Origin of the sequence: Kitasatospora sp. NPDC058444, assembly GCF_042721415.1 — a bacterium.
Classification (GTDB): domain Bacteria; phylum Actinomycetota; class Actinomycetes; order Streptomycetales; family Streptomycetaceae; genus Kitasatospora.
On the sequence record NZ_JBHXLL010000021.1, the window covers coordinates 27,718 to 52,181 of the forward strand.

At 74.0% G+C, this 24,464-nt stretch carries 20 protein-coding genes; 11 read left to right on the forward strand and 9 right to left on the reverse strand.

Annotation, left to right across the window (positions count from 1 at the left end):
- The first annotated feature begins 2 nt into the window (after window positions 1-2).
- Both recX and rny read left to right on the forward strand, forming a co-directional pair.
- On the forward strand, window positions 3-1,073 hold the full coding sequence (gene recX / locus ACFWP2_RS22135; RefSeq protein ID WP_380453945.1) for a recombination regulator RecX: 1,071 nt from the start codon (window positions 3-5) through the stop codon (window positions 1,071-1,073).
- 132 nt (window positions 1,074-1,205) lie between these two features.
- Window positions 1,206-2,675: a ribonuclease Y gene (rny, locus tag ACFWP2_RS22140; RefSeq protein ID WP_380453948.1), complete on the forward strand. Its 1,470-nt coding sequence runs from the start codon at window positions 1,206-1,208 to the stop codon at window positions 2,673-2,675.
- 55 nt (window positions 2,676-2,730) lie between these two features.
- Here the strand turns inward: rny and ACFWP2_RS22145 are convergent, their stop codons facing one another.
- The 5 genes from ACFWP2_RS22145 to ACFWP2_RS22165 form a co-directional block, all read right to left on the reverse strand.
- Window positions 2,731-4,467 carry an FAD-dependent monooxygenase gene (locus tag ACFWP2_RS22145; RefSeq protein ID WP_380453950.1) on the reverse strand — a complete coding sequence of 579 codons (1,737 nt, stop codon included), beginning with the start codon at window positions 4,465-4,467 and terminating at the stop codon, window positions 2,731-2,733.
- Window positions 4,468-4,589: 122 nt separating this feature from the next.
- Complete coding sequence (locus ACFWP2_RS22150) at window positions 4,590-5,438, reverse strand: amino acid ABC transporter permease (RefSeq protein ID WP_380453952.1); 849 nt, start codon at window positions 5,436-5,438, stop codon at window positions 4,590-4,592.
- On the reverse strand, window positions 5,435-6,085 hold the full coding sequence (locus ACFWP2_RS22155; protein WP_380453954.1) for an amino acid ABC transporter permease: 651 nt from the start codon (window positions 6,083-6,085) through the stop codon (window positions 5,435-5,437). The genes ACFWP2_RS22150 and ACFWP2_RS22155 overlap by 4 nt, the downstream gene beginning before the upstream one ends.
- A gap of 52 nt (window positions 6,086-6,137) precedes the next feature.
- Window positions 6,138-7,043, reverse strand: coding sequence for a glutamate ABC transporter substrate-binding protein (locus ACFWP2_RS22160; protein WP_380453956.1), 906 nt, complete (start codon window positions 7,041-7,043; stop codon window positions 6,138-6,140).
- A gap of 115 nt (window positions 7,044-7,158) precedes the next feature.
- Window positions 7,159-7,932, reverse strand: a complete 774-nt coding sequence (locus tag ACFWP2_RS22165) for an amino acid ABC transporter ATP-binding protein (protein WP_380453958.1) — start codon at window positions 7,930-7,932, stop codon at window positions 7,159-7,161.
- A 392-nt stretch (window positions 7,933-8,324) separates the two neighbouring features.
- On the opposite strand from ACFWP2_RS22165, the gene ACFWP2_RS22170 reads away from it, so the two are divergent.
- The gene (locus tag ACFWP2_RS22170; RefSeq protein WP_380453960.1) at window positions 8,325-9,158 is read left to right on the forward strand and encodes a response regulator transcription factor; all 834 of its coding nucleotides are present in this window, start codon (window positions 8,325-8,327) and stop codon (window positions 9,156-9,158) included.
- Window positions 9,159-9,164: 6 nt separating this feature from the next.
- Window positions 9,165-10,589 (forward strand): sensor histidine kinase, encoded by a 1,425-nt coding sequence (locus ACFWP2_RS22175; protein ID WP_380453962.1) that lies wholly within the window; start codon window positions 9,165-9,167, stop codon window positions 10,587-10,589.
- A 59-nt stretch (window positions 10,590-10,648) separates the two neighbouring features.
- Here ACFWP2_RS22175 and ACFWP2_RS22180 read toward each other — a convergent pair whose 3' ends face one another.
- Window positions 10,649-11,668, reverse strand: coding sequence for a TAXI family TRAP transporter solute-binding subunit (locus ACFWP2_RS22180; RefSeq protein WP_380453964.1), 1,020 nt, complete (start codon window positions 11,666-11,668; stop codon window positions 10,649-10,651).
- A gap of 95 nt (window positions 11,669-11,763) precedes the next feature.
- Between ACFWP2_RS22180 and miaB the strand changes: the two genes are divergently transcribed.
- Complete coding sequence (gene miaB / locus ACFWP2_RS22185; RefSeq protein ID WP_380453966.1) at window positions 11,764-13,266, forward strand: tRNA (N6-isopentenyl adenosine(37)-C2)-methylthiotransferase MiaB; 1,503 nt, start codon at window positions 11,764-11,766, stop codon at window positions 13,264-13,266.
- 80 nt (window positions 13,267-13,346) lie between these two features.
- Window positions 13,347-14,045: a class III extradiol dioxygenase subunit B-like domain-containing protein gene (locus ACFWP2_RS22190; protein ID WP_380453968.1), complete on the forward strand. Its 699-nt coding sequence runs from the start codon at window positions 13,347-13,349 to the stop codon at window positions 14,043-14,045.
- A gap of 118 nt (window positions 14,046-14,163) precedes the next feature.
- Here the strand turns inward: ACFWP2_RS22190 and ACFWP2_RS22195 are convergent, their stop codons facing one another.
- Entirely contained in the window at window positions 14,164-14,409 is a 246-nt protein-coding gene (locus ACFWP2_RS22195) for an antitoxin (RefSeq protein ID WP_360352935.1), read from the reverse strand.
- Between the two features lie 186 nt (window positions 14,410-14,595).
- On the opposite strand from ACFWP2_RS22195, the gene miaA reads away from it, so the two are divergent.
- The 5 genes from miaA (at window position 14,596) to hflX (ending at window position 21,555) form a co-directional block, all read left to right on the forward strand.
- Window positions 14,596-15,555 (forward strand): tRNA (adenosine(37)-N6)-dimethylallyltransferase MiaA, encoded by a 960-nt coding sequence (gene miaA, locus ACFWP2_RS22200; protein ID WP_380453971.1) that lies wholly within the window; start codon window positions 14,596-14,598, stop codon window positions 15,553-15,555.
- Window positions 15,556-15,783: 228 nt separating this feature from the next.
- The gene (locus ACFWP2_RS22205) at window positions 15,784-16,296 is read left to right on the forward strand and encodes a hypothetical protein (RefSeq protein ID WP_380453973.1); all 513 of its coding nucleotides are present in this window, start codon (window positions 15,784-15,786) and stop codon (window positions 16,294-16,296) included.
- A gap of 112 nt (window positions 16,297-16,408) precedes the next feature.
- On the forward strand, window positions 16,409-17,314 hold the full coding sequence (gene dapF, locus ACFWP2_RS22210; protein ID WP_380453975.1) for a diaminopimelate epimerase: 906 nt from the start codon (window positions 16,409-16,411) through the stop codon (window positions 17,312-17,314).
- A 297-nt stretch (window positions 17,315-17,611) separates the two neighbouring features.
- Complete coding sequence (locus ACFWP2_RS22215) at window positions 17,612-19,843, forward strand: RelA/SpoT family protein (protein WP_380453977.1); 2,232 nt, start codon at window positions 17,612-17,614, stop codon at window positions 19,841-19,843.
- Between the two features lie 209 nt (window positions 19,844-20,052).
- Window positions 20,053-21,555 (forward strand): GTPase HflX, encoded by a 1,503-nt coding sequence (gene hflX / locus ACFWP2_RS22220; protein WP_380453979.1) that lies wholly within the window; start codon window positions 20,053-20,055, stop codon window positions 21,553-21,555.
- A gap of 124 nt (window positions 21,556-21,679) precedes the next feature.
- On the opposite strand, the gene ACFWP2_RS22225 is transcribed toward hflX, so the two are convergent.
- On the reverse strand, window positions 21,680-22,801 hold the full coding sequence (locus ACFWP2_RS22225) for a trypsin-like serine peptidase (RefSeq protein ID WP_380453981.1): 1,122 nt from the start codon (window positions 22,799-22,801) through the stop codon (window positions 21,680-21,682).
- 71 nt (window positions 22,802-22,872) lie between these two features.
- Complete coding sequence (locus ACFWP2_RS22230; RefSeq protein ID WP_380453983.1) at window positions 22,873-24,069, reverse strand: trypsin-like serine peptidase; 1,197 nt, start codon at window positions 24,067-24,069, stop codon at window positions 22,873-22,875.
- Window positions 24,070-24,464: the final 395 nt, after the last annotated feature.

The following is a 24,464-nucleotide window of genomic DNA, read 5'->3' on the forward strand; positions in this document are numbered from 1 at the left end:
CGTTGACGCAGTACGACACGGTGGGCGGCGGCCCGGCGGGCCCGGAGGACGACGACTACGGGCCGCCGGACTGGTTCGCCGCGGTCGCGGAGGAACCGGAGCCGGTGGCCGAGAGGCCCGGGGGGCGGCTCTCCCGGCGCGACCGCCCGTCCACCACGCAGTGGGCATCCGGCTCCGAGCCGGAGTTCGACCTGGCTCCGGCCCGGGCGCGGCGCGGCGCGGCACCCAGGCCGGAGTCGGCGGAGGCCTCGGTCGAGGCGCTCGGCCTGGTCTCCGCCTCCGAGCTGCCCACCGGCCGCCGACGGCGGCGCTCGGCCCTGGCGGCCGAGGAACCCGACCTGGACGGGCCCGCTTCGACACCGGCGGCCCTGGGGAGCGGGCGGGGCGGAGGCGAGGCGGCCGGTCACGGGGGTGCGGCCGCCTCGGCCTCCCGGCGCGGCGCGCGTCGGGGCCGTTCCGCGGCCGGGCTGTCCGGGCCGTCCGGTGCGTTCGGGTCGGCTGGTGCGTCCGGTGCGTCCGGTGCGTCCGGTGCGTCCGGGCAGGAGGGCGCCGGCCGTACCTCCCGGAAGCAGGCCGAGGAGTCGGTCGATCCGGAGTCCCGCGCGCGGGACATCTGCCTGCGGCTGCTGACCGGCGCCGCCAAGACCCGCAGGCAGCTCGCCGACGCCCTGCGCAAGCGGGAGATCCCGGACGAGGTCGCCGACGAGGTGCTCACCCGGCTCGAAGAGGTCGGGCTGATCGACGACGCGGCCTTCGCCGCGGCCTGGGTGGAGTCCCGGCACGCCGTCCGGGGCCTGTCCCGGCGGGCGCTGACCCAGGAGCTGCGCACCAAGGGCGTCGCCGCCGACCTGATCGAACAGGCCGTCGCCCAGCTCGACCACGACGACGAGACGGACGCGGCCCGGGCACTGGTCGAGCGCAAGCTGCGGTCCACCCGCGGGCTGGACACCCAGGTGCGCACCCGGCGGCTGGTCGGGATGCTGGCCCGGCGCGGCTACTCCGAGGGGCTGGCGTTCCGGGTGGTGCGCAGTGCGCTGGAGGAGGAGCAGAGTGAACTGCCGGGTCGGGAGTAGTGGCAGTTCTGTAGGCGTCCTGGAGTGAACCTGGTCAACTCTTGACCGTTTCGTGACCCCGACCTAGCCTCGCCTTCAGTTCCCGGGGCGCCTCCGACGGCGGCCCGCGTGGCGACGGGGGAGTGGGCGGCAATGGGGATCTCGGCGGGCACCGGCCCGAGCGGCTCGCTGGTGGCGGTCGCCGGAACGGCCGTGTTCCTCCTGCTGGTGTTCCTGGTGGCCGCCGGGCTGGCGGTCGGACGGCTCCGGGCGGCCCGGCACCGCGCGCTGGCCGAGGCCGAACAGCTCCGCCTGCGGGCCGAGGAGCAGAGCGCCGGGCAGCGGGCCGAACTCGCCCGGCGCGAGCGGGACGTGCTCGAGGAACTGCGCAGGTTGCGCCGCCGCGAGGACGAACTGACCGAGCGATCGGCCGAGTTGGAGCGGTCCCGGAGCGAGTCCGAGGCGCTGGTCGCCCACCGGGTGGCGGCGCTGGAACGGGCCGCCGGGCTCTCCGCCGAGCAGGCCCGCTCCGAACTCCTGCGGGAGGCCGAGGAATCGGTCCGGCGGGAGGCCGCCGTCACCGTCCGGGAGATCGAGCGCGAGGCCAAGGAGGAGGGCGAGCGCCGGGCCCGGGACATCGTCGCCGGGGCGATCCAGCGGCTGGCGACGGAGCAGACCGCGGAGAGCGCCGTCACCGTCCTGCGGCTGCCGAACGAGGACATCAAGGGCCGGATCATCGGCCGGGAGGGCCGCAACATCCGCGCCTTCGAGGCGGTCACCGGCGTGAACCTGATCGTCGACGACACCCCCGAGTCGGTGCAGCTGTCCTGCTTCGACCCGGTCCGCCGGGAGGCCGCCCGGCTCACCCTGGAGCAGCTGGTCGAGGACGGCCGGATCCACCCGGCCCGGATCGAGCACCTGCACGAGCGCAGCCGCGAGGAGGTCGGGCAGCGCTGTGTCCGGGCCGGTGAGGACGCCCTGCTGGAGGCGCGGGTCGGCGGGATGCACCCCGAACTCGTCCGCACCCTGGGCTCGTTGCGGTACCGGGCGTCGTACGGGCAGAACGTGCTGGGGCACCTGCTGGAGTCCGCCCACCTGGCCGGGATGATGGCCGCCGAACTCGGGGTGGACCCGGAACCGGTGCGGCGCGCGGCACTGCTGCACGACATCGGCAAGGCGCTCACCCACGAGTCCGAGGGCAGCCACGCCGCGGTGGGCGCGGAGCTCGCCCGGCGCCACGGCGAGTCCGCCGAGGTGGTGCACGCGATCGCCGCCCACCACAACGAGGTCGATCCCCGCACCGTGACGGCCGTGCTGACCCAGGCCGCGGACGGCTGCTCGGGCGGCCGGCCGGGCGCGCGCAAGGAGTCGCTGGAGCTGTACGTCCGGCGGCTGGCGCGGCTGGAGGAGATCGCGCGCTCGTACGAGGGCGTGGCCGAGGTGTACGCGATGCAGGCCGGCCGCGAGGTGCGGGTGATGGTCCGCCCGGACGCGGTGGACGACCTGGGGGCGGAACTGATCGCCCGTGAGGTCGCCCGCCAGGTCTCCACCGAGCTGACCTACCCGGGCCGGATCCGGGTGACGGTGGTCCGCGAGAGCCGGGCCACGGCGGTGGCCGGCTAGGGCACAGGCTTCAGGACGTCCGACGGGCGCCGGCGCGTCCGGCGCGCCCTAGGCCCTAGGACACGCCCTGGCTCGGGGAGTCCACCTGCCGGGACGCGGGCTGCTCGGCCCGGTCGGCGGCCGGGTCGGCGGCCGGGGTGAGCGTGGCCGGGCCGCCGCGGGCGCGGTCGGCGAGGGCGAGGAGGTCCTCGGCGACGGCGCCCTGGGTGACGCCGACGAGGTGGCCGTCCGGGCGGATCAGCAGAACGGTGTGCGGCCCGGCGCCCGGGTAGTCCTCGGTGACCAGCACCTCGGCGGGGACGGGCAGGGCGGCGGCGACCTCGGCGAGGCGGGGCATCAGACCGGCGCCGAGCCAGTGCTCGGAGGACCAGACGGCGGTGCCGGGGGCGACCAGCAGCAGCAGGAAGGTGGTGCCGAGCCGGGCGTGCAGGTGGTCCGGGGTGCCGTCGTCGGCGAGCACCGGCAGGTCCGGGACGAGCACGCCGGGGGCGGTGGCGGGCAGCAGCTCGCTGAGCGAGGTGGTGCCGCGCGTGCCGCGCTGCACCGGGACCCGGCCGGGGACGCCGGAGGGCGCCGCCGGGTAGGCGGGCGCGCCGCCGAACCGGCCGGTGCCGAGCTGGCCGTCGGCGAGCAGCGGGGCGTGCTTGCGGAAGCCGCCGACCAGCAGCGAGCGCCGGGTCTGCTGCCAGCCGCGCAGCGGGCGCAGCAGCGGCATGGACTGGTCGACGGCGCGCAGCCGGGCGCCGACCGCCCCGCGCCGCTCGGCCTCGTAGCCGTCGAGCAGCGATCCGCCTGGCTGCGGTCCGCCGGAGTGGAGGTGCCAGGCGAGGGCGAGCCGCCAGGCGAGGTTGTCGGCGTCGCGCAGCCCGTCCGTGAGGTTCTGCATGCCGAGCGCGCCGTGCAGGTGAGCGGCGTCGCCGGCCAGGAAGCAGCGGCCGAACCGGAAGCGGGCGGCGAGCCGCTGCTGGGCGGTGTGGTCGGCGGCGGCCAGCAGTTCGAACCGGGGCAGCTCGCCGCACCAGCCGGTGAGGGTGGAGGTGACCCGGGTGAGCAGGGTGTCGCCGGTGACGATGCCGGGCCAGGTGGCGTGCGGGTCGACCGTCTCGGCGGCGGGGCGGCCGGGGGGCAGCCGCCAGTCGAGCCGCCAGACGCCGTCCGGAAGCGGACGGGCGGAGGCCTCGCGGTCGCCCCGCCACGGGGGCTCGCGGTGCAGCCGGGCGCCGTCGAAGGGCAGGTCGACCCGGACGGTGGCGATGGCGTTGCGGTCGACCGCCGGGCGGCCGGGGAAACGGATCTTCAGGAGCTTGCGGACGGTGGATCTGGCGCCGTCGCAGCCGACCAGGTGGCTGCCGCGCCACCAGGTGGCGGAGCCGTCCTGGGTGCCCGTGGTGCGGACGCTGACGCCGTCCCGGTCCTGTTCGAGCTCGACGACCCGGTTGAGCGGGACCAGCCTGATCAACGGGGTGCCGGTCAGCGCGTCGCGCAGCCCGCGCTGGAGGCGGTGCTGGGGGAGGTGGAAGGTGGGCGAGTCGGTGAGGTCGATCCGCAGCACCTCCTGGCGGCGGCGCCAGATGGCGAAGGAGTCCCACAGCGCGGAGTCCGAGACGGCCCGCGGGTAGCCGATCCGGGTCAGGAAGGCGGCGGTGTCGGCGCCGAGCACGAGGCTGCGCGGGCCCTCGGGGCAGAGTCCGGAGCCCTCGTCCAGGACGACGGTGGGCACCTCGTGCCGCGCCAGGGCGAGGGCCAGGGCCAGACCGACCGGTCCGGCCCCGACCACGATCACCGGGTCCATGAGGGAACCTCCGGGCACGAACCGGCCGATCGGCCGGGGTCAGTTACCGCTGCCGCATATGCCGCGTGGATGCTCCCGGGAGGTGTCACGAAGAGCAATGCAACAGTTCACCTGCGTGTCCGTCAAGCAGAAGCTGAAGTGCGCCGGTTCGCGCCGCGACGGCCGCGTGCTTCGATCCAGCGTGCGAGCGCGGTCAACAACAGGCACATCGCGATGTAGATCGGGCCGATCACGAGCACCACGGGGATGTAGGGGAAGCCCGCGGCGTTCAACGGCTGGCTGGCGATCTTCTTACCGACGAACAGCAGCTCGTGGTAGGTGATGATGAAGCCGAGCGAGGTGTCCTTGAGGGTGACGACCAGCTGGCCGATCATCGAGGGCAGCATCGAGCGGACGGCCTGCGGCACCAGGATCGACGTCATCACCTGGGTCTTGCGCATGCCGAGCCCGTACGCCGCCTCGCCCTGGCCGCGCGGGACGGCGTTGACGCCGCTGCGGATGATCTCGGCCTGGACCGCCCCGTTGTAGAGGGTGAGGCCGAGCACCAGCGCCCACATCGGCTGCTTGGCGAAGAAGGCGTAGTAGAGCCCGACGATCAGGATCAGCAGCGGCATCGCCCGGAAGAACTGGGTGAAGGCCGTGCAGAACCAGCGGACCGGCCGGTGGTCGGAGAGCTGACCGGCCGCCAGCAGTGCGCCCAGGGTGAGCGAGAAGGCCGCCGCGAGCCCGAAGGCCTCCAGGGTGGACAGCAGGCCGTCCACGATCTGCTGCTGGACGTAGGTGTACTGGAAGGCGTCCCAGAGACCGGCGTCGAACTGGCCGTTGTCGTTCAGCGCGCTGAAGACGTACCAGAGGAGACCGGCGATGGCGAGCACCGAGAGCACGCCGAACGCGCGGTACCGGGTGCGGGCCTTCGGGCCGGGGGTGTCGTAGAGGACACTCGCCGAGGCCTGGCGGTTCAACAAGCTCATCGGGCCACCGCCAGTCGGGATTCCAGGAACCGGAAGAACGTGGCGACCGTCGCGCTGATCAGCAGGTAGGCGCAGGCCACCCAGAAGAAGATGGCGAAGATCGAGTAGCCGCGTTCGGAGAAGGTCTGCTGGGCGCTGTACAGCTCGGCGACGCTGAAGGCGCCGGCGATCGCCGAGTTCCTGGGCAGGGCGATGAACACGCTGCTCATCGGGCCCAGGACGGTCCGGGCGGCCTGCGGCAGGACGACCAGGGTGAGGGTCTGGCCGAAGTTCATGCCGAGGCTGCGGGCGGCCTCCGCCTGGCCGAGCGGCACGGTGTTGATGCCGGAGCGGATCACCTCGCAGACGAACGAGGCGGTGTACCCGCCGAGCGCCAGCACCGCGAACGCCAGGTGGCTGAAGTGCACGCCCAGCGGCGGCAGGCCGAAGGTGACGGCGAAGAACAGCAGGGTCAGCGGGGTGTTGCGGAAGAGCGTCACCCAGGCGGTGCCGAAGGCGCGCAGGACCGGCACCGGGGAGACCCGGAAGGCCGCCAGCAGGGTGCCCAGCAGCAGGGCGAGCAGAGCGCTGAGCGCGCTCACCTCGATCGTCTGTAGGAAGCCGTCGCGGAACAACGCGAAGTTGTCGTCCTCGAACAGGAACCCCATCCGGCGGCCCTCCTCTCAGTTCATGGTCGGGATTCGACGTACGGCGGGCGGATCAGTAGCGGTCGAGGGCCGGGACGTCCGGCGCCGCGGAGCCGGAGGCGCCCAGGGTCGCGTCGTAGGCCTTCTTCCAGTCGCCGTTGTCCTCGTGGGCCTTGAGGGCGTCGCTGATCGCGTCGCGCAGCGCCTTGTCGTCCTTGTTGAGGCCGACGCCGTAGTTCTCCTTGGTGAACGGCTTGCCGACCACCTTGAGCTTGGGGGCGTACTTGGAGGCGTAGCCCTTGAGGATCGCGTCGTCGGTGGTGACCGCGTCGACCTCGCCGGACATCAGCTTCTCGACGCAGGCCGAGTAGGTGTCGAACTGGGTGACCTTCGGGTTGTACTGCTGGATGTTCTTGATCGAGGTCGAGCCGGTGGCGGTGCAGACGTTCTTGCCGCCGGTGCTCTCCGGGCCGGTGATCGAGGTGTTGTCGGCCTTCACCAGCAGGTCCTGGCCGGCGATGTAGTACGGGCCGGCGAAGGAGACGCTCTTCTTGCGCTCGTCGTTGATGCTGTAGGTGCCGACGTAGAAGTCGATCTGGCCCTTGGCGATGGCCGGCTCGCGCTGCGAGGAGACCAGGGTCTGCCACTTGATCTGCTGCGGGGTGAAGCCGAGGTCGGCGGCGATCATCTTGGCGATCTCGATGTCGAAGCCGCTGCGGTCGCCGCTGGCGACGTCCTCCCAGCCGAGGTTCGGCTGGTCGGCCTTGGCGCCGATGATCAGCTGGCCGCGCTTCTTGGCCTCGGCGAGGACCGCGGAGTCGACCTTGACGTCGGTCTTGACCGTGTAGGTCGGCAGCGCCGGGGCGCCGGCGCCGCTGCTCGCGGCGGTGGCACCGGGGGTGCCGTCCTTGCCGCAGGCGGCGGTGGCGGTGAGCGCGACGGCACAGAGCGCGACGGCGAGGGTGCGGGAAGTCCTCATGAGGGTTCTCCTGGGGCTGGGCCGCGGTGTCAACCGGGCTCTGGCGTCTGGAAGGCGTGCACGGGCAGGGCCGGTCGGCGCGGTGGCCGGGGCCGGGCCCGCGGGTCTCGAAGCGTCAGTGGTGGAGGATCTTCGAGAGGAAGTCCTTGGCGCGCTCGGAGCGCGGCGCGGTGAAGAAGGCGTCGGGGGTGTTCTGCTCGACGATCTTCCCGTCGGCCATGAACAGCACCCGGTTGGCGGCGGAGCGGGCGAAGCCCATCTCGTGGGTGACGACGACCATCGTCATGCCGTCCGCGGCCAGCTGGCGCATGACCTCCAGCACCTCGTTGACCATCTCCGGGTCCAGCGCCGAGGTGGGCTCGTCGAAGAGCATCACCTTGGGCTTCATGGCCAGCGCGCGGGCGATCGCCACGCGCTGCTGCTGGCCGCCGGAGAGCTGGGCCGGGTACTTGTCCGCCTGCGCGCCGACGCCGACCCGCTCGAGCAGGCCCCGGGCGGTCTTCTCGGCCTCCGGGCGGGGCACCTTGCGCACCTTCACCTGGCCGATGACCACGTTCTCCAGCACGGTCTTGTGCGCGAACAGGTTGAAGCTCTGGAACACCATGCCGACCTCGGCGCGCAGCCGGGCCAGTTCCCTGCCCTCGTCGGGCAGTGGCCGGCCGTCGATGGTGATCGCGCCGGAGTCGATCGTCTCCAGCCGGTTGATCGTCCGGCAGAGCGTCGACTTGCCCGAGCCGGACGGGCCGATCAGCACGACCACCTCGCCCTGGGCGATCTCCAGGTCGATGTCCTGCAGTACGTGCAGCGCGCCGTAGTGCTTGTTGACGTTGCTCAGCACGACCAGCGGGGCGGCTGCGGGGGTGGAGTCCTCGACCGGGCTCTCGGTCATCGCGCCTGCTCCCTCTGTCGTCGAATCAAGCCTGCCCGAGAGGGTCTCAACTCCCTTGGGCGGCAGTGGTGGTACGAATCCGGGGGCCGCGGCCGGCGGAGCCGCAGCCCCCGGTGGGCCGACCTTAGGAGCCGCGAGCGCGCCCCGTCAGCCGATCTGAGCGGAACTTGAGGATCACGAAACGGCCACACGGCGCCCATGCGCTGTTCGCGCGGGCGCCGACGGGGCATGTCACAGCGGGAATCCGCTCTGGTGCTCCCCGTTCCCCCCGGGCCCGGTGGGCGGTCGAACCTGGCGCCGGGCCGTTCACTGGCCCATACTGCGCAGGACCGGGCCCTGAACGATCGGCCCGGTGATCATCGGTGATCAGGTGGGGGAAGGAGGAGAACAGGATGCGACTACTGCTCGTCGAGGACGACGAACGCGTGGCCGCCGCGCTGGTCGCGGTGCTGGGCCGGCACGGCTTCCAGGTCCGGCACGCCCGCAGCGGCCACGAGGCGCTGGACGCCCTGGTGCCGGACGGCAACGAGCCGTACCGCGTGGTGCTGCTCGACCTCGGGCTGCCCGACCGCGACGGCTTCGAGGTGTGCAGCCGGATCAGGGCCGGCAGCGGCGTTCCGGTGATCATGGTCACCGCCCGCGCCGACGTCCGCTCCCGGATCCACGGCCTCAACCTGGGCGCCGACGACTACGTCACCAAGCCGTACGACATGGGCGAACTGCTCGCCCGCATCCACGCCGTGGCCCGCCGCGGCGCCGCCCCCGCGGCGGTGTCGGTGCCCGCGCCCGACACCGTGCCGCAGCAGCGCGGCCCGCTGGAGTCCCGCGGCATCCGGATCGACCGGGAGCGCCGCCGGGTCAGCGTGGACGGCCGCGACGTGCCGCTCACCCGCAAGGAGTTCGACCTGCTCGCGCTGCTCGCCCAGAGCCCCGGCGTGGTCTACCGGCGCGAGCAGATCTTCAGCGAGGTCTGGCGCAGCGGCTGGGAGGGCAACGGGCGCACCCTGGAGGTGCACATCGGCTCGCTGCGCAACAAGCTGGCGCTGCCCGGCCTGGTCGAGGCCGTGCGCGGGGTCGGCTACCGGCTGATCCCCGACTGTCCGACGCCCGCCGCGGCCGAACCCGCCCCGGCGCCGTCCGGCTCGCCCGCCTCGGCCTCGCCCGTCCCCGCCTCGCCGGCCCCCGCCTCGTCCGCCTCCGCCTCGTCCGCCCCCGCGGAGCACTGACCGCACGTGCGCACCCGCCTGCTCGGCATCCTGATCGCCCTCATGCTCTGCGTCCTGGCCGCCCTGGGGCTGCCGCTCGCGGCGGCGGTCGCGGCGGCCGAACAGACCAAGGTGGTCGTCGACCGGCTCGACGACGCCGCCCGCCTGGCCCAGGACCTGCCCACCTCCGGCGCCGCCGACTCCGCCCGCAAGGGCGACCCGGAACCCGCCCCCGGCGACGTCAGCCGGCAGCGCGCGATCGACGCCGAGGTCCGCCGCTACCACGACCTGTACGGCGTGCGCCTGGGCATCTTCCAGCGCGACGGCCAGGCGATCTCGGCCGCCCCGGACGGCTGGCGGGTGCCCTCCGGAGGCTGGGGGGCCCAGGCCTTCCAGGAGGCACTGGACGGGCGGCGCAGCCACAACCCGCCGCAGGTCTGGCCGTGGACGCCGGACCGGACGATCACCGTCGCCGCCCCGGTGGTGCGCGACGGCGACGTGGTCGCGGTGGTGCTCAGCGAGTCCCCGACCCAGGCGCTGCGCACCCGGGTGGTGCACCAGTGGCTGGTGATCGGCGCGGGCGAGGCCGCCGCGATGATCGTCGCCGTGCTGCTCGCCGTCCGGCTCACCGAGTGGGTGCTGCGCCCGGTGCGCACCCTGGACCGGGCCACCCACGACATCGCCACCGGCCGGATGGCCGCCCGGGTCGCCCCCGGCGGCGGGCCGCCCGAACTCCAGCGACTGGCCCGCTCGTTCAACGAGATGGCGGACCACGTGGTGCTCGCCATGGACCAGCAGAAGGCCTTCGTCGCGGACGCCTCGCACCAGCTGCGCAACCCGCTGTCGGCGCTGCTGCTGCGGGTCGAGCTGCTCGGTCTGGAACTGCCCGAGGGCCACGAGGAGGAGCTCAGCGGGGTACGGGAGGAGGGCGTGCGGCTGGCCCGGGTGCTGGACGACCTGCTCGGCCTGGCCACCGCGGAGCACGCCCGCCCCGAACCGGAGCGCACCGACCTCGCCGAGCTCACGCTGTCCCGGGTGGACGCCTGGCGGCCGGTGGCCGAGCAGCGCGGGATCGGGCTGCGCTGGGACGGCCCGGCGCTGGCGATCGGGATGGCCGACCCGATCGGCTTCGGCTCCGCCCTGGACGCCGTGCTGGACAACGCGCTCAAGTTCAGCCCGGCCGGCAGCGAGGTGCGGCTGCGGGTGGCGGTGCGCCGGGACGAGGTCGCGGTGACCGTCAGCGACACCGGGCCCGGCCTCACCGAGGACGAGCTGTCCCGGGCCGGAGACCGGTTCTGGCGCAGCACGCGGCACCAGAACGTGGACGGTTCGGGGCTCGGGCTGTCCATCGCCCGCACCCTGCTGGCGGCCGGCGGCGGCACGCTCGGCTTCGCGCCGGTCAAGCCGACCGGGCTCGCGGTGACGCTGGCGGTGCCGCGGCCGGAGAAGTAGCCGCCGGGCGCCGCTGGTCGCGGGGTTCCACCGAGCGCCCCACGGCCTCGGAGAGCGCCCTACGGCTTCACCGAGCGGTAGTAGCGCGCGGCGCCGGTGTGCAGCGGGAGCGGGTCGGTGTAGACGGCGGTGCGCAGATCGACCAGCTGGGCCGCGTGCACCTGGGCCCCGATCTGGTCCCGGCTGTCGATCACCGCGCGGGTCATGCCCTCGACCAGGCCCGGGTCCGCGTCGTCCCGGGTGATCAGCAGGTTGGGCACGGCCACCGTGGCGACGGCGTCCTTGGGCTCGGCGTTCGGGTAGGTGCCCTTGGGCATGGTGGCCGCCCGGTAGGCGTCGGTGCCGCCGCCCTCGGCCTTGTGCAGGGCCTCGGAGAGGTCGCTCAGCGGCACGACCCGGATCGGGAAGTGGTCGGAGAGGTCGGTGAGCGCGCTGGTGGGCAGGCCGCCGGACCAGAAGAAGGCGTCCAGCCTGCCCGCGCGCAGGTCGTCGGTGGCCTCGCCGATCCCCTTCGGCACCGGGACGATGTCGTGGTCCGGGTCCAGCCCGGCCGCGCCCAGCAGCCGCTTGGTCACCAGGTTCACCCCGGACTGCGGCAGGCCGACGCCGACCCGCAGGCCCTTGAGGTCGGCGGTGCGGCGCACCGGGGAGGAGGCCGGGACGATCAGCTGCAGGTAGTCGTCGTACAGCCGGGCGATGGCCCGCAGCTTCTCCTTGCCGGGGTCCTGGTACTCGGCGACCGCGTCGGCGGTGGCTATCGCGAAGGTGTCCCGGCCGTTGAGCACCCGGGTGAGGTTGTCGATCGAGCCCTCGGAGTTGTCCAGGGCCAGCCGCACCCCGGGCATGGCCCGGGAGACGTGGGCCTGGAGCAGCTGCCCGTACCGGTCGTAGACGCCGCGCTGCACCCCGGTGGCGAAGCGGACCTCGCCGCGCGGGTACCCGGGCGAGCGGCCCGCCGACAGCCACCAGCCGCCGAAGCCGGCCACCAGGAGCACCAGCACCAGCACCGTGCGCCACAGCGGGCTGCGGGCCGCGGTGCGGACGGCGGCGCCGAGACGGGACGGGGTGGTGGGGGCCATGCAGGGATACTGCCAGGCGCTCCGGCCGAACGGGAGTGGAACGGGTGGTGGAAGCTCCGGAAAAAGCCCTTCGCCGCTGCCCGTACCCTGGTCTGGTGAGCGGTGAGAGCGGATTGAAGAGCTACAAGGTCGTCACGCACGGCTGTCAGATGAACGTCCACGACTCCGAGCGGCTGTCCGGCCTGCTGGAGGACGCGGGGTACGTCAAGGCCGGGCCCGAGGGCGACCCGGACCTGGTGGTGTTCAACACCTGCGCGGTGCGCGAGAACGCCGACAACAAGCTGTACGGCAACCTCGGCCAGCTCGCGCCGGTCAAGACCCGTCACAAGGGCATGCAGATCGCCGTCGGCGGCTGCCTGGCGCAGAAGGACCGCGAGACCATCGTCAAGCGCGCCCCCTGGGTCGACGTGGTCTTCGGCACCCACAACATCGGCCACCTGCCGGCGCTGCTGGAGCGGGCCGCGGTCGAGCGCAGGGCCCAGGTCGAGATCCTGGAGTCGCTGGAGACCTTCCCCTCCACCCTGCCGACCCGCCGCGAGTCCGCGTACGCCGCCTGGGTCGCCATCTCGGTCGGCTGCAACAACACCTGCACCTTCTGCATCGTCCCCGCGCTGCGCGGCAAGGAGGAGGACCGCCGCCCCGGCGACGTCCTCGCCGAGATCGAGGCGCTGGTGGACGAGGGCGTCATCGAGGTGACCCTGCTCGGCCAGAACGTCAACGCCTACGGCTCCGACCTGGGCGACCGCGAGGCCTTCTCCAAGCTGCTGCGCGCCGCCGGCCAGATCGAGGGCCTGGAGCGGATCCGCTTCACCTCGCCGCACCCCCGTGACTTCACCGACGACGTGATCGCCGCGATGGCCGAGACCCCGAACGTGATGCACCAGCTGCACATGCCGCTGCAGTCCGGCTCGGACCGCGTCCTCAAGGCGATGCGCCGCTCCTACCGGCAGGAGCGTTTCCTCGGGATCATCCGCAAGGTCCGCGAGGCGATGCCGGACGCGGCCATCTCCACCGACATCATCGTGGGCTTCCCCGGCGAGACCGAGGAGGACTTCGAGGAGACGATGCACGTCGTCCGCGAGGCCCGCTTCACCAACGCCTTCACCTTCCAGTACTCCAAGCGCCCGGGCACCCCCGCCGCGGAGATGGAGGACCAGGTGCCGAAGGAGGTCGTGCAGGCCCGCTACGACCGGCTGATCGCCCTCCAGGAGGAGATCTCCTGGGAGGAGAACAAGAAGCAGGTCGGCCGCACCCTGGAGGTCCTGGTCGCCGAGGGCGAGGGCAAGAAGGACGACCAGACCCGGCGGCTCTCCGGGCGCGCCCCCGACAACCGACTGGTGCACTTCGCCAAGCCCGAGGAGCCGGTGCGCCCGGGCGACATGGTGACCGTCGAGATCACCTACGCCGCCCCGCACCACCTGCTCGCCGAGGGCCCGGCGCTCGCGGTGCGCCGCACCCGCGCTGGCGACGCCTGGGAGAAGCGCCAGGCCGCGCCCGCCGCCAAGCCGGCCGGCGTGATGCTCGGCCTGCCGAAGATCGGCGCCCCGGCCGACCTGCCGCTGGCCGCTCCGGCGGGCGGGGCCTGCTGCGGCGACTGACGTACGGGTGTTCCGGGCGGCCCGGTGGGAGCTTCGCGGCTCCCGCCGGGCCGTTCGGCTTCCCGGCTAGAGTGATCCACATGCTGGTAGCCGCCGCCGTGTGCCCCTGTCCGCCGCTGCTCGTCCCCGAGGTCGCCGCCGGGGCCGCGCCCGAGCTGGACGCCCTGCGCGCGGCCTGCGACGAGGCGCTGGCGGCGCTGGTCGCGGCCGGGCCGCAGCTGGTCGTGGTGGTCGGCACCGGGCCGGCGGCCGAGGTCTGGACCGAGGGCGGAGCCGGCTCCTTCCACCGCTACGGGGTGCCGCTGGTCGCCAAGCTGCCCGGCGGCCGGGTCGAGGGGCCGGAGCTGGCCCCCTCGCTGACCGTCGGCGCCTGGCTGCTGGAGCGCGCCGGGGTGACCCTGCCGACGCACGCCTGCGCGGTGCCCGCCGACGCCCCCGCCGACCGGATGCTCGGTCTCGGCCAGGGCCTGGCCGGCCTCGCCGACCGGGTCGCCCTGCTGGTGCTCGGCGACGGCAGCGCCTGCCGTTCGGTGAAGGCCCCCGGCTACCTGGACGAGCGGGCCGAGGGCTTCGACACCGCCCTGGCCGCCGCCCTGGGCACGGCCGACCTGCCCGCCCTGGCCGCGCTGGACCCGGGCCTGGCCGCCGAGCTCAAGGCCGACGGCCGGGCGCCCTGGCAGGTGCTGGCCGGCGCCGCGGAGGGCGCCGGCCTCAGCGGGCGGCTGGGCTACCAGGACGCGCCGTACGGGGTCGGGTACTTCGTGGCGTCCTGGTCCTAGGACCGGACCAGGCCGGGCCGGGCCGGGCCGGGCCGGGCGGGACTTCCGGGCCGGATCCGCCGGAGCGGGGCCGCGGGAGCAGGCCACCAGGCCACCAGGCCATCAGGTCATCAGGTCATCAGGCCTGCGGGGGCTGCCCCTCGTCGCCCGGCTTCGGCTTGTGGGCGAAGTCGCCGACCGCGCCCTTGGCCTTGCCGGCGCCGTGCTCGATCTTGTCGCTGTACTTGCCCTTGGTCGCCTTGTCGATCGCGCCACCGGCCTTGTCCACGGCCTTCTCGATCTGGTCGCTGTGCTTGCCCGCGAACTCGCTGGCCTTGTCCTTGAGCTCCTCGGCCTTGCCCTTGAGGTTGTCCATCAGGCCCATGGCGATCTCCTTCGTCGGCTGTTTCCCGCTCAACGACCGGGCCCGGCGAAGAGTTCGCAAACCGGGCCCAACCGGGAACCGGGGAAACAGCCGGAAAATGTCCGGGAAACAGTCATATCGTCGCGCAGCCGCGGGCGGGCGGCAGCCCGGTCTCCGGCCACCCGGCGATTTTGGGAGACTGGAACGGTGAGCAGCTCCCGTACCCCGCGTGTCGCCCCTCCCCGTGTGGTCTGCGTCGTCGGCGCGACCGCCGCCGGCAAGTCCGACCTGGCCGTCGCCATCGCCCGCAGCCTCGACGGCGAGGTGATCAACACCGACTCGATGCAGCTGTACCGGGGCATGGACATCGGCACCGCCAAGCTCACCACGGCCGAGCGCGGGGGAGTGCCGCACCACCTGCTGGACATCTGGGACGTCACCGAGGCCGCCAGCGTCGCCGAGTACCAGCGGCTGGCCCGCGCCGAGATCGACCGGCTGCTCGCCGCCGGCCGCACGCCCGTCCTGGTCGGCGGCTCCGGGCTGTACGTCCGCGCGGCGATCGACGAGATGGAGTTCCCGGGCACCGACCCGGCGGTGCGGGCCCGGCTGGAGGCCGAGCTCGACGAGGCCGGCCCGTACGCGCTGCACCGGCGGCTGGCCGAGCTGGACCCGGCGGCCGCCGAGGCGATCCTCACGAGCAACGGTCGGCGGATCGTCCGCGCCCTGGAGGTCATCGAGATCACCGGGCAGCCGTTCACCGCCAACCTGCCGAGCAACACCGCCGTGTACGAGACGGCGCAGATCGGTGTCGCCGTGCCGCGCCCGGAGCTGGACGAGCGGATCACGCTGCGGGTCGACCGGATGTGGGAGGCCGGACTGCTGGACGAGGTGCGGGAGCTGGAGAAGGCCGGGCTGCGCGAGGGCAGGACGGCCTCCCGGGCGCTCGGCTACCAGCAGGTGCTCGACCACTTCGCCGGCGAGTGCACCGAGGACGAGGCCCGGGCCGAGACCGTCCGGGCCACCAAGCGCTTCGCGCGGCGTCAGGAGTCCTGGTTCCGCCGCGACGACCGCATCGACTGGCTCTCCCGGCCAGCCGGCACCGACCCCGTCGAGCTGCTGGAACGATCCCTCGAACTGATCGGCCGTCAGGGAGTTCCGGCCGCGTAGGACGGGTTTTCGGCCAATCGGGCAGTGCACCTGCGCGCGCAGGAGACCGTGCAGGACGAACCGGCGGTCACGGCCCGATCACGTGATGGCCACGGATCACCCGTCGACCCCGGTCAGGCCCGGAACGCCTCTCTGGACATGCCATCATCGATGCCGTAGGGGTCGGCCGAACGGGCCGACCGTGCCAGGCCGCGAGTCCGCTCGTGTCGAACTGTCAGGGGAGGCCGTGTGTCGACGGGTACCGGCCCCGAATCCGGCCAGAGCGGCAGCGTCACCGCACCGGCCGAGGAGTTCGACGAGTCGACGATGGGCGACCTCCCGGTGCTGACCGGACTGGAGGCGCCGACCTCCTACGCGGCCGCGGTGCCCGCCCTGGACACCCGCACCCCGCCCGACGCCGCGGTGCACGAGCGGGAGATCCGCCCGCTGCGCCGGCTGCGCTGGTGGCAGACGCTGCCGATCGCCCTGCTGGGCACCCTCGGCTCGCTGATGTTCGCCTTCCCGCTCGCCTTCGGCTCGGCCGGGGCGCGCGCCACCATGGTCGGGATGCTCGGGCTGCTGTTCACCGCCGCCTCGATGGGCTGGGGCGCGATGGCCGCCCGGCACGCCGGCTACAAGTGGCCCGGGCTGCCGCGCCGGGGCTCCGGGCAGCGGGCCGGCTGGAAGGCGATCGTGGTCTACACCCTGATCGCGGTGGCCGCCTGCGCGCTCGCGGTCTGGCGGGTCGCCTACCTGCGCTGAGCCGGTCCCGTGCTGAGCCGCTTCCGCGCTGAGCCGTTCCCCGCTGAGCCGCTTCCGCGCTGAGCCGCTCCCGGCCCGGGCGGGCGGATCGCCGCTCGGTACCATCGGAGGGGTGAGCGCATCCTCTCCCCGGCAGGGCGGCATCCCCTTCTTCAAGGGGCACGGCACCCAGAACGACTTCGTCATCGTCCCGGACCCGGACGGCACGCTGGAGATCGGTCCCGAGACCGTCGCCGCGCTGTGCGACCGGCGGGCCGGCCTCGGCGGGGACGGGCTGCTGCGCGTCGTGCGCGCCGCCGCCGACCCGGCGGCCGCCGGGATGGCCGACCGGGCCGAGTGGTTCATGGACTACCGCAACTCCGACGGCAGCGTCGCCGAGATGTGCGGCAACGGCCTGCGGGTCTTCGCCCGCTTCCTGGTCGAGGCCGGCCTGGCCGAGCCGGGCGAGCTGGCCGTCGCCACCCGCTCCGGGGTGCTCACCGCGAAGGTCGCCGAGGCCGCCGAGGACGGCACGCCCGGCGACGTCACCATCGACATGGGCCGGGCCCGGCTGCCCGGGCCGGACGGCATCGAGGTCGCGGTCGGCGAGCGGCGCTGGCCGGCCCTGAACGTCAACATGGGCAACCCGCACGCGGTGGCCTTCGTGGAGAGCCTGGACCACGCCGGAGACCTGTTCGCCGCGCCGCTCACCAGCCCCGCGGGCGCCTATCCGGAGGGCGTCAACGTCGAGTTCGTGGTGGACCGCGGGCCGCGGCACGTCGCGATGCGGGTGCACGAGCGCGGCTCGGGCGAGACCCGCTCCTGCGGCACCGGTGCCTGCGCGGTGGCGGTGGCGGCCATCCGCCGGGACGGCGCCGACCCGGCGGTCACCGGTGAGGCGGTCGCGTACACCGTGGACGTGCTGGGCGGCCGGCTGGTCATCACCGAGCACCCGGACGGCCGAGTGGAGATGACCGGGCCGGCGGTGATCGTGGCCGAGGGGCGGCTGGACGGGCGCTGGTGGGAGTCGGTGCGGTAGGGCCGGTCCGCGGACTCCCGTCCCGCGACTCCCGTCGTCCGCCCCGCGAACTCCCGTCCGCGGGGCGGACGACGGGAGTTTGACGACGGGCCCCAGGGCGGGGAGCCCGGTTTGCCCAATTCGTGCGGTGACGAATCCCCCCGATCGGGTGATACCGGTCGCGGACGGGAATCAGGGCGTCGCGGAACGTGCTCTGCTCGGTAGCATGGACCACCGGGTCGATCACCCCATGGGGAGGGGTGTCGAGATCACCCCCTCGGACGGGGCGGCGCCCGGCGACCGTTGCCGGAGGTGCCGATGACCATGGAAGCCGGGCAGTCCCTGACGGGGCAGCCGACGACCGTACGGCAGGCCGGGGCCAGACGGCCCCTCGGAGAGCTCGGCCTGGCCGCCCTCGGCCGGGCCGGGCGGGCGGCGCTGCTCGCGACCGGCCGGCCACCCGTGCCGGACGCCCTGGAACCGCTCGTCCGGGTCCACCGCCGCCACCACCCGCAGGCCGACCTCGGCCTGCTCGCCCGGGCGTACCGGCTCGCCGAGGCCAGCCACCGGGGCCAGAAGCGCAAGAGCGGCGAGCCGTACATCACCCACCCGCTGGCCGTCACCATGATCCTGGCCCAACTCGGCGCCGGGACCACGACCCTGGTCGCCTCGCTGCTCCACGACACGGTCGAGGACACCGAGTTGACGCTGGACCAGGTGGGGGCCGGGTTCGGGCCCGAAGTCGCCTACCTGGTCGACGGGGTGACGAAGCTGGAGAAGGTCGACTTCGGCGCCGCCGCCGAGGCCGAGACCTTCCGCAAGATGCTGGTCGCCACCGGGGACGACGTCCGGGTGATGGTGATCAAGCTGGCCGACCGGCTGCACAACATGCGCACCATCCGGCACATGAAGCCGGCCAGCCAGGCGCGGATCGCCAAGGTCACCCGGGACGTGCTGATCCCGCTGGCCGAGCGGCTCGGCATCCAGGTGCTCAAGGCGGAGCTGGAGGACATCGTCTTCGCCACCCTGCACCCCGAGGAGCACGCCCGCACCCGCGCCCTGATGACCGGTCACGAGGCCGAGCCGGACGGCCTGCTGGAGCCCTTCGCCCGGCAGCTGGCCCGCCAGCTGGCCGAGGCGGGGGTGGCCGCCGAGGTGACCGTCCGGCCCCGGCACTGCGTCTCGCTGCACCGGGTGCTGCTGCGCCGGGCCGCCGTGCCCGGGCCGGACGGCCGGCCGCAGGGGCCGCGGCCGGCCGACTTCGGGCGGCTGCTGGTGGTGGTCGAGGAGAACGCCGACTGCTACGCCGTGCTCGGCGAGCTGCACACCTGCTGGACGCCGCTGCCCGGGGAGTTCAAGGACTTCGTGGCCGCGCCCAAGTTCAACCTCTACCAGTCGCTGCACACCGCCGTGGCGCTCAGCGGCGGCGCGGTGGTCGAGGTGCTGGTCCGCACCCGGCGGATGCACGAGGTGGCCGAGACCGGGGTGGTCGCGCTCGGGGACCCCTCCCCGGCCGGCGCCGTGCAGGACGCCGACGAGCTGGACCGCACCGACCCGGCCCGCCCGGGCTGGCTCAGTCGGCTGCTGGAGTGGCAGCAGGAGACGCCCGACCCGGACGCCTTCTGGTCCGCGCTCACCGCCGACCTGGCCGGCGACCGCGAGATCACCGTGGTGACGGAGGGCGGCGAAACGCTTCAGCTGAGGGCCGGCGCCACCTGCGTGGACGCGGCCTACCTGCTCGGCGAGGAGACCGGCCACCGATGTATCGGCGCGCGGGTCAACGGGCGGCTCACCGCGCTCTCCACCGTGCTGGAGGACGGCGACCAGATCGCGGTGCTCACCGAGTCCCTCCCGGCCTGCGGCGGACCGCCCTCCGGCCCCGCCCCCGAGTGGCTGGCGCACGCCCGCACCCCGGCCGCCCGGCTGGCCATCGAGCGCTGGCTGGCGGACCACCCGGCCCGGCAGCCGGTGGTCCGCACCGGCCCGGCCGGCGGCCAGCCCGCCCCGCCCGGGCGTCCGGCCGCCGAACGGCGGGCCGCCCCGGTCGCGGTGGCCGGGCGGCCCGGCGCCCCGGTCCGGCTGGCGCGCTGCTGCACCCCCGTCCCGCCGGACGAGGTGGCCGGCTACCCGATCCGCGGCGGTGCGGTCGCGGTGCACCGCACCGGCTGCCCGGCGGGGGAGCGGATGCGCGCGGACGGGCGGGCCGAGCTGGAGGTCCGCTGGCAGCCGCAGGGCGCCCCGGCGGCCGGGCACCGGGTCACCCTGCGGGCCGAGGCGCTGAACCGGCCCCGGCTGCTCGCCGACCTCACCGCGGCGATCTCCGGCGCAGGCGTCGGCATCGTCTCGGCCGAGGTCGAGCCGCCGCAGGAGTCCCGGGTCCGGCACACCTACACCGTCGAACTGCCCGAGCCGGCCGCCCTGCCCGGACTGATGCGGGCGATGCTCAAGGTCTCCGGGGTGTACGACGTGAGCCGCCCGCAGGCCCCGGAGGGCGGCCGGGAACCGGGGGAGCGGCCGCTCGGCCCGGCCGCCCGGGGGAAATGGGGATGACCGGCCCGCGCGGGGCGTGCGACCATCATGGGGAATTCACGGCCGGTCCACGGCGTTGTCCGGGCACAGGAGCCCGGGCGGCAGCCCGAGGACCCGAGGGGTAGCTCACCCCGCCCGGACGGTAGCCGGGGCGGCAGCTGGGCAGACTCCGTACGGGACCGCCACCGCGGTCCCCGAAGGCCACCCGTACCAGCGAGCCAAAGGACAGAATGACCTCCACGTTCGACACCCGCGACCACGCCGACGCTCCGCGCCGCCTCGACGGTCTGCGGGCGGAAGCCCTCATGGACGAGGACCTCGCGGCCATCGACGAGGACCTCGGCCACCACTACGACGGCGACCAGTACGACCGCAGCGAGCGAGCCGCCCTGCGCCGCGTCGCCGGTCTCTCCACCGAACTCGAAGACGTCACCGAGGTCGAGTACCGCCAGCTCCGCCTGGAGCGCGTGGTGCTCGTCGGCGTCTGGACCGACGGCACGCTGGAGGAGGCGGAGAACTCGATGGCCGAGCTCGCCGCGCTCGCCGAGACGGCCGGCTCCCAGGTGCTGGACGGCGTCATCCAGCGCCGCGACAAGCCCGACGCGGCCACCTACATCGGCTCCGGCAAGGCGAAGGAGCTGCGCGACATCGTCGCCGCCAGCGGCGCCGACACCGTGGTCTGCGACGGTGAGCTCACGCCCGGGCAGCTGATCCACCTGGAGGACGTGGTCAAGGTCAAGGTCGTCGACCGGACGGCCCTGATCCTGGACATCTTCGCCCAGCACGCCAAGTCCCGGGAGGGCAAGGCGCAGGTCTCGCTCGCGCAGATGCAGTACATGCTGCCGCGCCTGCGCGGCTGGGGTCAGTCGCTGTCCCGGCAGATGGGTGGCGGTGGCTCCGGCACCTCGGGCGGCGGCATGGCCACCCGTGGTCCCGGTGAGACCAAGATCGAGACCGACCGGCGCCGGATCCGCGAGAAGATGGCGAAGCTCCGCAAGGAGATCGCCGACATGAAGAAGGGCCGCGACACCAAGCGCCAGGAGCGCAAGCGCCACCAGGTGCCGTCCGTGGCCATCGCCGGGTACACCAACGCCGGCAAGTCCTCGCTGCTCAACCGGCTCACCGGCGCGGGCGTCCTGGTGGAGAACGCGCTGTTCGCCACCCTGGACCCGACCGTGCGCCGGGCCGAGACCCCGAGCGGGCGGCTCTACACCCTGGCCGACACCGTCGGCTTCGTCCGGCACCTGCCGCACCACCTGGTCGAGGCCTTCCGCTCGACCATGGAGGAGGTCGCCGACGCCGACCTCATCCTGCACGTGGTGGACGGCTCGCACCCCGAGCCGGAGACGCAGCTGGCCGCCGTCCGCGAGGTCATCGTCTCGGTCGACGCGCAGAACGTGCCGGAGATCGTGGTGATCAACAAGGCGGACGCCGCCGATCCGCACGTGCTCCAGCGCCTGCTGCGCCGCGAGCCGCACGCCATCGTGGTGTCGGCCCGCAGCGGCGCGGGCATCGAGGAGCTGCTGCGGCTCATCGACGACGAGCTGCCGCGTCCGGCGGTCGAGGTGCGGGTCCTGGTGCCCTACACCCAGGGCGCGCTGGTCTCCCGGGTGCACGCCGAGGGGGAGCTGATCTCCACCGAGCACACCGGCGAGGGCACCCTGCTGCACGCCAAGGTGCAGGCCGAGCTGGCCGCCGAGCTGGAGTATTTCGCGGTGGCCCTGCAGGGCTGAGGCCGCGGTACGCGCAGGGCCCCGGGACGGAACGTCGAGTCCGTCCCGGGGCCCTTTCCCGTGCCCCCGCGGGGCTGCCTGACGTACCTGCCCGCGGGGCTGCCCGACGTTCGTGCCCGCGGGGCTACCTGACGTTCTTGGCGAAGTAGTCGAAGGCCTGCTTGGCCTGGTCGTGCAGGGAGGGCCCGGCCTGGTAGCCGGCCGGGTTGCGGTCGCCCACCGCGCCGACGCTGATCAGGTTGGGCTTGCCGTCCCTGGTGACGAACCAGCCGCCGCCGGAGGCGCCGGCCGTCATGGAGCAGCCGATCACGTACATCGGCGGGCGGGTCCGGTCGAAGGAGAGCCGCCCGGGCGCGACCGGGGAGCCGCACTGTTCCAGCTCCAGGCCGTCGAACGGCCGCTCGGCGGGGAAGCCGAGGGCGGCGGCCGCGGTGATCTGCTCGCGCGGGGCGTTGAACCAGATCGGCACCGAGCCGCCGACCGTCTCCTCCAGGGACCTGCCGGAGCCGTCCTCGCCGCGCACCCGCAGCACGCCGTAGTCGTACTGGTTGCGGGCGCCGACGCCGCCCTCCTGGAGCCAGGTCGGCGAGACCAGCGCGCGCACCGCCGTCCACCGGCCGTACGGGGCGGCGGCCTGCTGGTCCGGGTTCGGCTTGCCGTGGACCATCCGGCCGTCCCGGTTGAAGCCGGGCACGAAGACCAGGTTCTTCAGCCAGCCGCCGCCCTTGCCGTCGTGCAGGCAGTGGGCGGCGGTGTACACGAGGTTGCTGCGGCCGGGGTTGACCGGGTCGGAGACCACGGTGGCGGAGCAGGCCGCGTCGCCCTGCGGCGTGGTCATGAACAGCCGGCCGACCACCGCGCCGGCCCGGCCGTACGGGTGCGGCTGCGGCTCGGCCGGGACGGCGGCGGGCGGGGCGTCCCGTTCGACGCCGGCCGCCGCGGGGGCGGCCAGCGAGTACTCCGGGGTGGGCCGGGGCTTGGCGGTGTCCATCCGGGCCGCCGTCCAGGAGCCGGGCGCCGCGTCGCCGGCGAAGGCGCTGTCGGCGACGTAGCGGTCCCAGTCCTCGACCTTCCAGCCGGTCAGGTCCCCCAGGCTGGTGGGCGCGGACCGGGGCAGGGCCAGGGGAGCGGTGGCGGGCCGGGCCGGGCCGTCCGGGCCGCACCCGGCCGCGCCCAGCGCGAGCGCGGCGAGCAGCGCGGCGCGGGCCGTCGCGGCCCGGCGCCGCCTGCTGGTGGTTGTCGGCATGCTGGCTCGTCCCCCGTGCTGTGCTGGTGGTTCCTGGCCGCCCCCCGGCGGCCGCTTCCTTCGAACGGCTGCTACTTCTTGGAGATCCAGTCCAGCGCCTGCCGGGCGACCGCCTCCAGGTAGGGGCCGCTCAGCGTGGTGTGGTCCTGGGTGCCGATCGAGGTGTTGCTGACCAGCGCCGTCCTGCCGTCGGGCATGGTGGCGAACCAGCCGCCGCCACTGGCGCCCTGGGTCATGTTGCAGCCGATGGTCAGCATCGTCGGGCGCTTGGCGTCGAAGGAGAGCCGGGTCGGCTTGCCGCCGTCGCACTTGTACAGCTCCTGGCCGTCGAACGGCTTGACGAGCGGGTAGCCGACGGCCGAGACCTTGAGCTGGTCGCGCGGCGCGTCGAACCAGACCGGGACGGCCGAACCGACCGTCTCCTCCAGGGACTTGCCGGTGTCGTTCTGGTTGCGCACGCGCATGACCGCGAAGTCGTACTGGTTGGCGGCGTCGCCGCTGCCGCCGCCCTCGACCATCCACTGCGGCGAGGCGGTGACCTGCTCGGCCCACCAGGTGCCGAGCGGGGCCAGCTCGGACAGCGGGGCCCGCTTGCCGCCGCTGGAGGCACCCGAGTTGTTGTAGGCGGGCACGAAGACCAGGTCCTTGTAGAAGTTCCCGCCCTTGCCCTCGTGCACGCAGTGGCCGGCCGTCCAGACCAGGTTGCTCTTGCCCGGGTGCTGCGGGTCGGTGATCACCGTCGCCGAGCAGTTGCCGCGGCCGCCCTGGGCGGAGAAGTACACCTTGCCGGAGGGCTGCTTGGTGTACGGGCGGGGCATCGCCACGGCCTTGACCACCGGGGGCTCGGGGTCGGTCACCCCGTCGTCGGTGGCCGGCCCGGGGGTGGCGGGGGCGGGCTTGGCGGCGGGCGGGGCCGGGTCGGCGGGCTTGGCGTCGCCCATCTTGTCCGGGTCCCAGAAGTCCTTCACCACCGGGTTGTTGAAGACGTGCTTGGACGCCCACTTGTCCCAGTCCTCGAACTTCCACTTCTTCAGGTCGTCCCAGGTCCTGGGCAGCCCCTCCAGCAGGCCGGTCGGCAGGCCGGACGGGAGGGTGATCCCGCCGATCGCTCCGCCCGTGCCCGCGGCCGGGGACGCCGCGGAGGAGGGCGGTGGCGCGGCGACGGTCCCGCCGCTGCCCGCCGGGCCGTCCGGCCCGCAGGCGCTCACGGCGAACAGGGTGCCCGCGGCCAGGGCTGCGGCCAGGGCTGACCGGTGGATCGTTGGCATCTGTGCGCTTCCCCCTGTGCTCGGGCGGTGGGTGCTGGGCGGTGCCTGGGCACCGGGTGGCGCCGGGTCACCGGATGGTGCCGGGTGGCCGGGCGGTGCCGCGGCCGGTGGCTCCGCGCCGGGACGGTGCGTGCCCGGCCGGTCCGCGGTGCGGCGGACCGCCGTCCTGGAGTCTTCCATCGCGGAGGAGGACGGCGGTGCCCGCCCCCCGGGTTGCGGTGCGGGCCGGAGGTCACCGATCCGTGATCCGGGCCCGGCCGGTCCACCGTCCAAGCAGGGCATTCGGCCCCGAATGTGCACAATCGCCGATTCTCACCCGGACGAGTGAGCGGTCCTTGTGATCACCCGTCAGGGATAGGTAACCCTTACCTGACGCGACGGTGAGAGCGCCCGCC

Excerpts from the sequence above, each read along its gene's own strand:
- rny (WP_380453948.1), top strand. The coding sequence starts at position 1,206 with ATGGGGATCTCGGCGGGCACCGGCCCGAGCGGCTCGCTGGTGGCGGTC.
- ACFWP2_RS22145 (WP_380453950.1), bottom strand. The coding sequence starts at position 4,467 with ATGGACCCGGTGATCGTGGTCGGGGCCGGACCGGTCGGTCTGGCCCTG.
- ACFWP2_RS22150 (WP_380453952.1), bottom strand. The coding sequence starts at position 5,438 with ATGAGCTTGTTGAACCGCCAGGCCTCGGCGAGTGTCCTCTACGACACC.
- ACFWP2_RS22155 (WP_380453954.1), bottom strand. The coding sequence starts at position 6,085 with ATGGGGTTCCTGTTCGAGGACGACAACTTCGCGTTGTTCCGCGACGGC.
- ACFWP2_RS22160 (WP_380453956.1), bottom strand. The coding sequence starts at position 7,043 with ATGAGGACTTCCCGCACCCTCGCCGTCGCGCTCTGTGCCGTCGCGCTC.
- ACFWP2_RS22165 (WP_380453958.1), bottom strand. The coding sequence starts at position 7,932 with ATGACCGAGAGCCCGGTCGAGGACTCCACCCCCGCAGCCGCCCCGCTG.
- ACFWP2_RS22170 (WP_380453960.1), top strand. The coding sequence starts at position 8,325 with ATGCGACTACTGCTCGTCGAGGACGACGAACGCGTGGCCGCCGCGCTG.
- ACFWP2_RS22180 (WP_380453964.1), bottom strand. The coding sequence starts at position 11,668 with ATGGCCCCCACCACCCCGTCCCGTCTCGGCGCCGCCGTCCGCACCGCG.
- ACFWP2_RS22190 (WP_380453968.1), top strand. The coding sequence starts at position 13,347 with ATGCTGGTAGCCGCCGCCGTGTGCCCCTGTCCGCCGCTGCTCGTCCCC.
- ACFWP2_RS22195 (WP_360352935.1), bottom strand. The coding sequence starts at position 14,409 with ATGGGCCTGATGGACAACCTCAAGGGCAAGGCCGAGGAGCTCAAGGAC.
- ACFWP2_RS22215 (WP_380453977.1), top strand. The coding sequence starts at position 17,612 with ATGACCATGGAAGCCGGGCAGTCCCTGACGGGGCAGCCGACGACCGTA.
- hflX (WP_380453979.1), top strand. The coding sequence starts at position 20,053 with ATGACCTCCACGTTCGACACCCGCGACCACGCCGACGCTCCGCGCCGC.
- ACFWP2_RS22225 (WP_380453981.1), bottom strand. The coding sequence starts at position 22,801 with ATGCCGACAACCACCAGCAGGCGGCGCCGGGCCGCGACGGCCCGCGCC.
- ACFWP2_RS22230 (WP_380453983.1), bottom strand. The coding sequence starts at position 24,069 with ATGCCAACGATCCACCGGTCAGCCCTGGCCGCAGCCCTGGCCGCGGGC.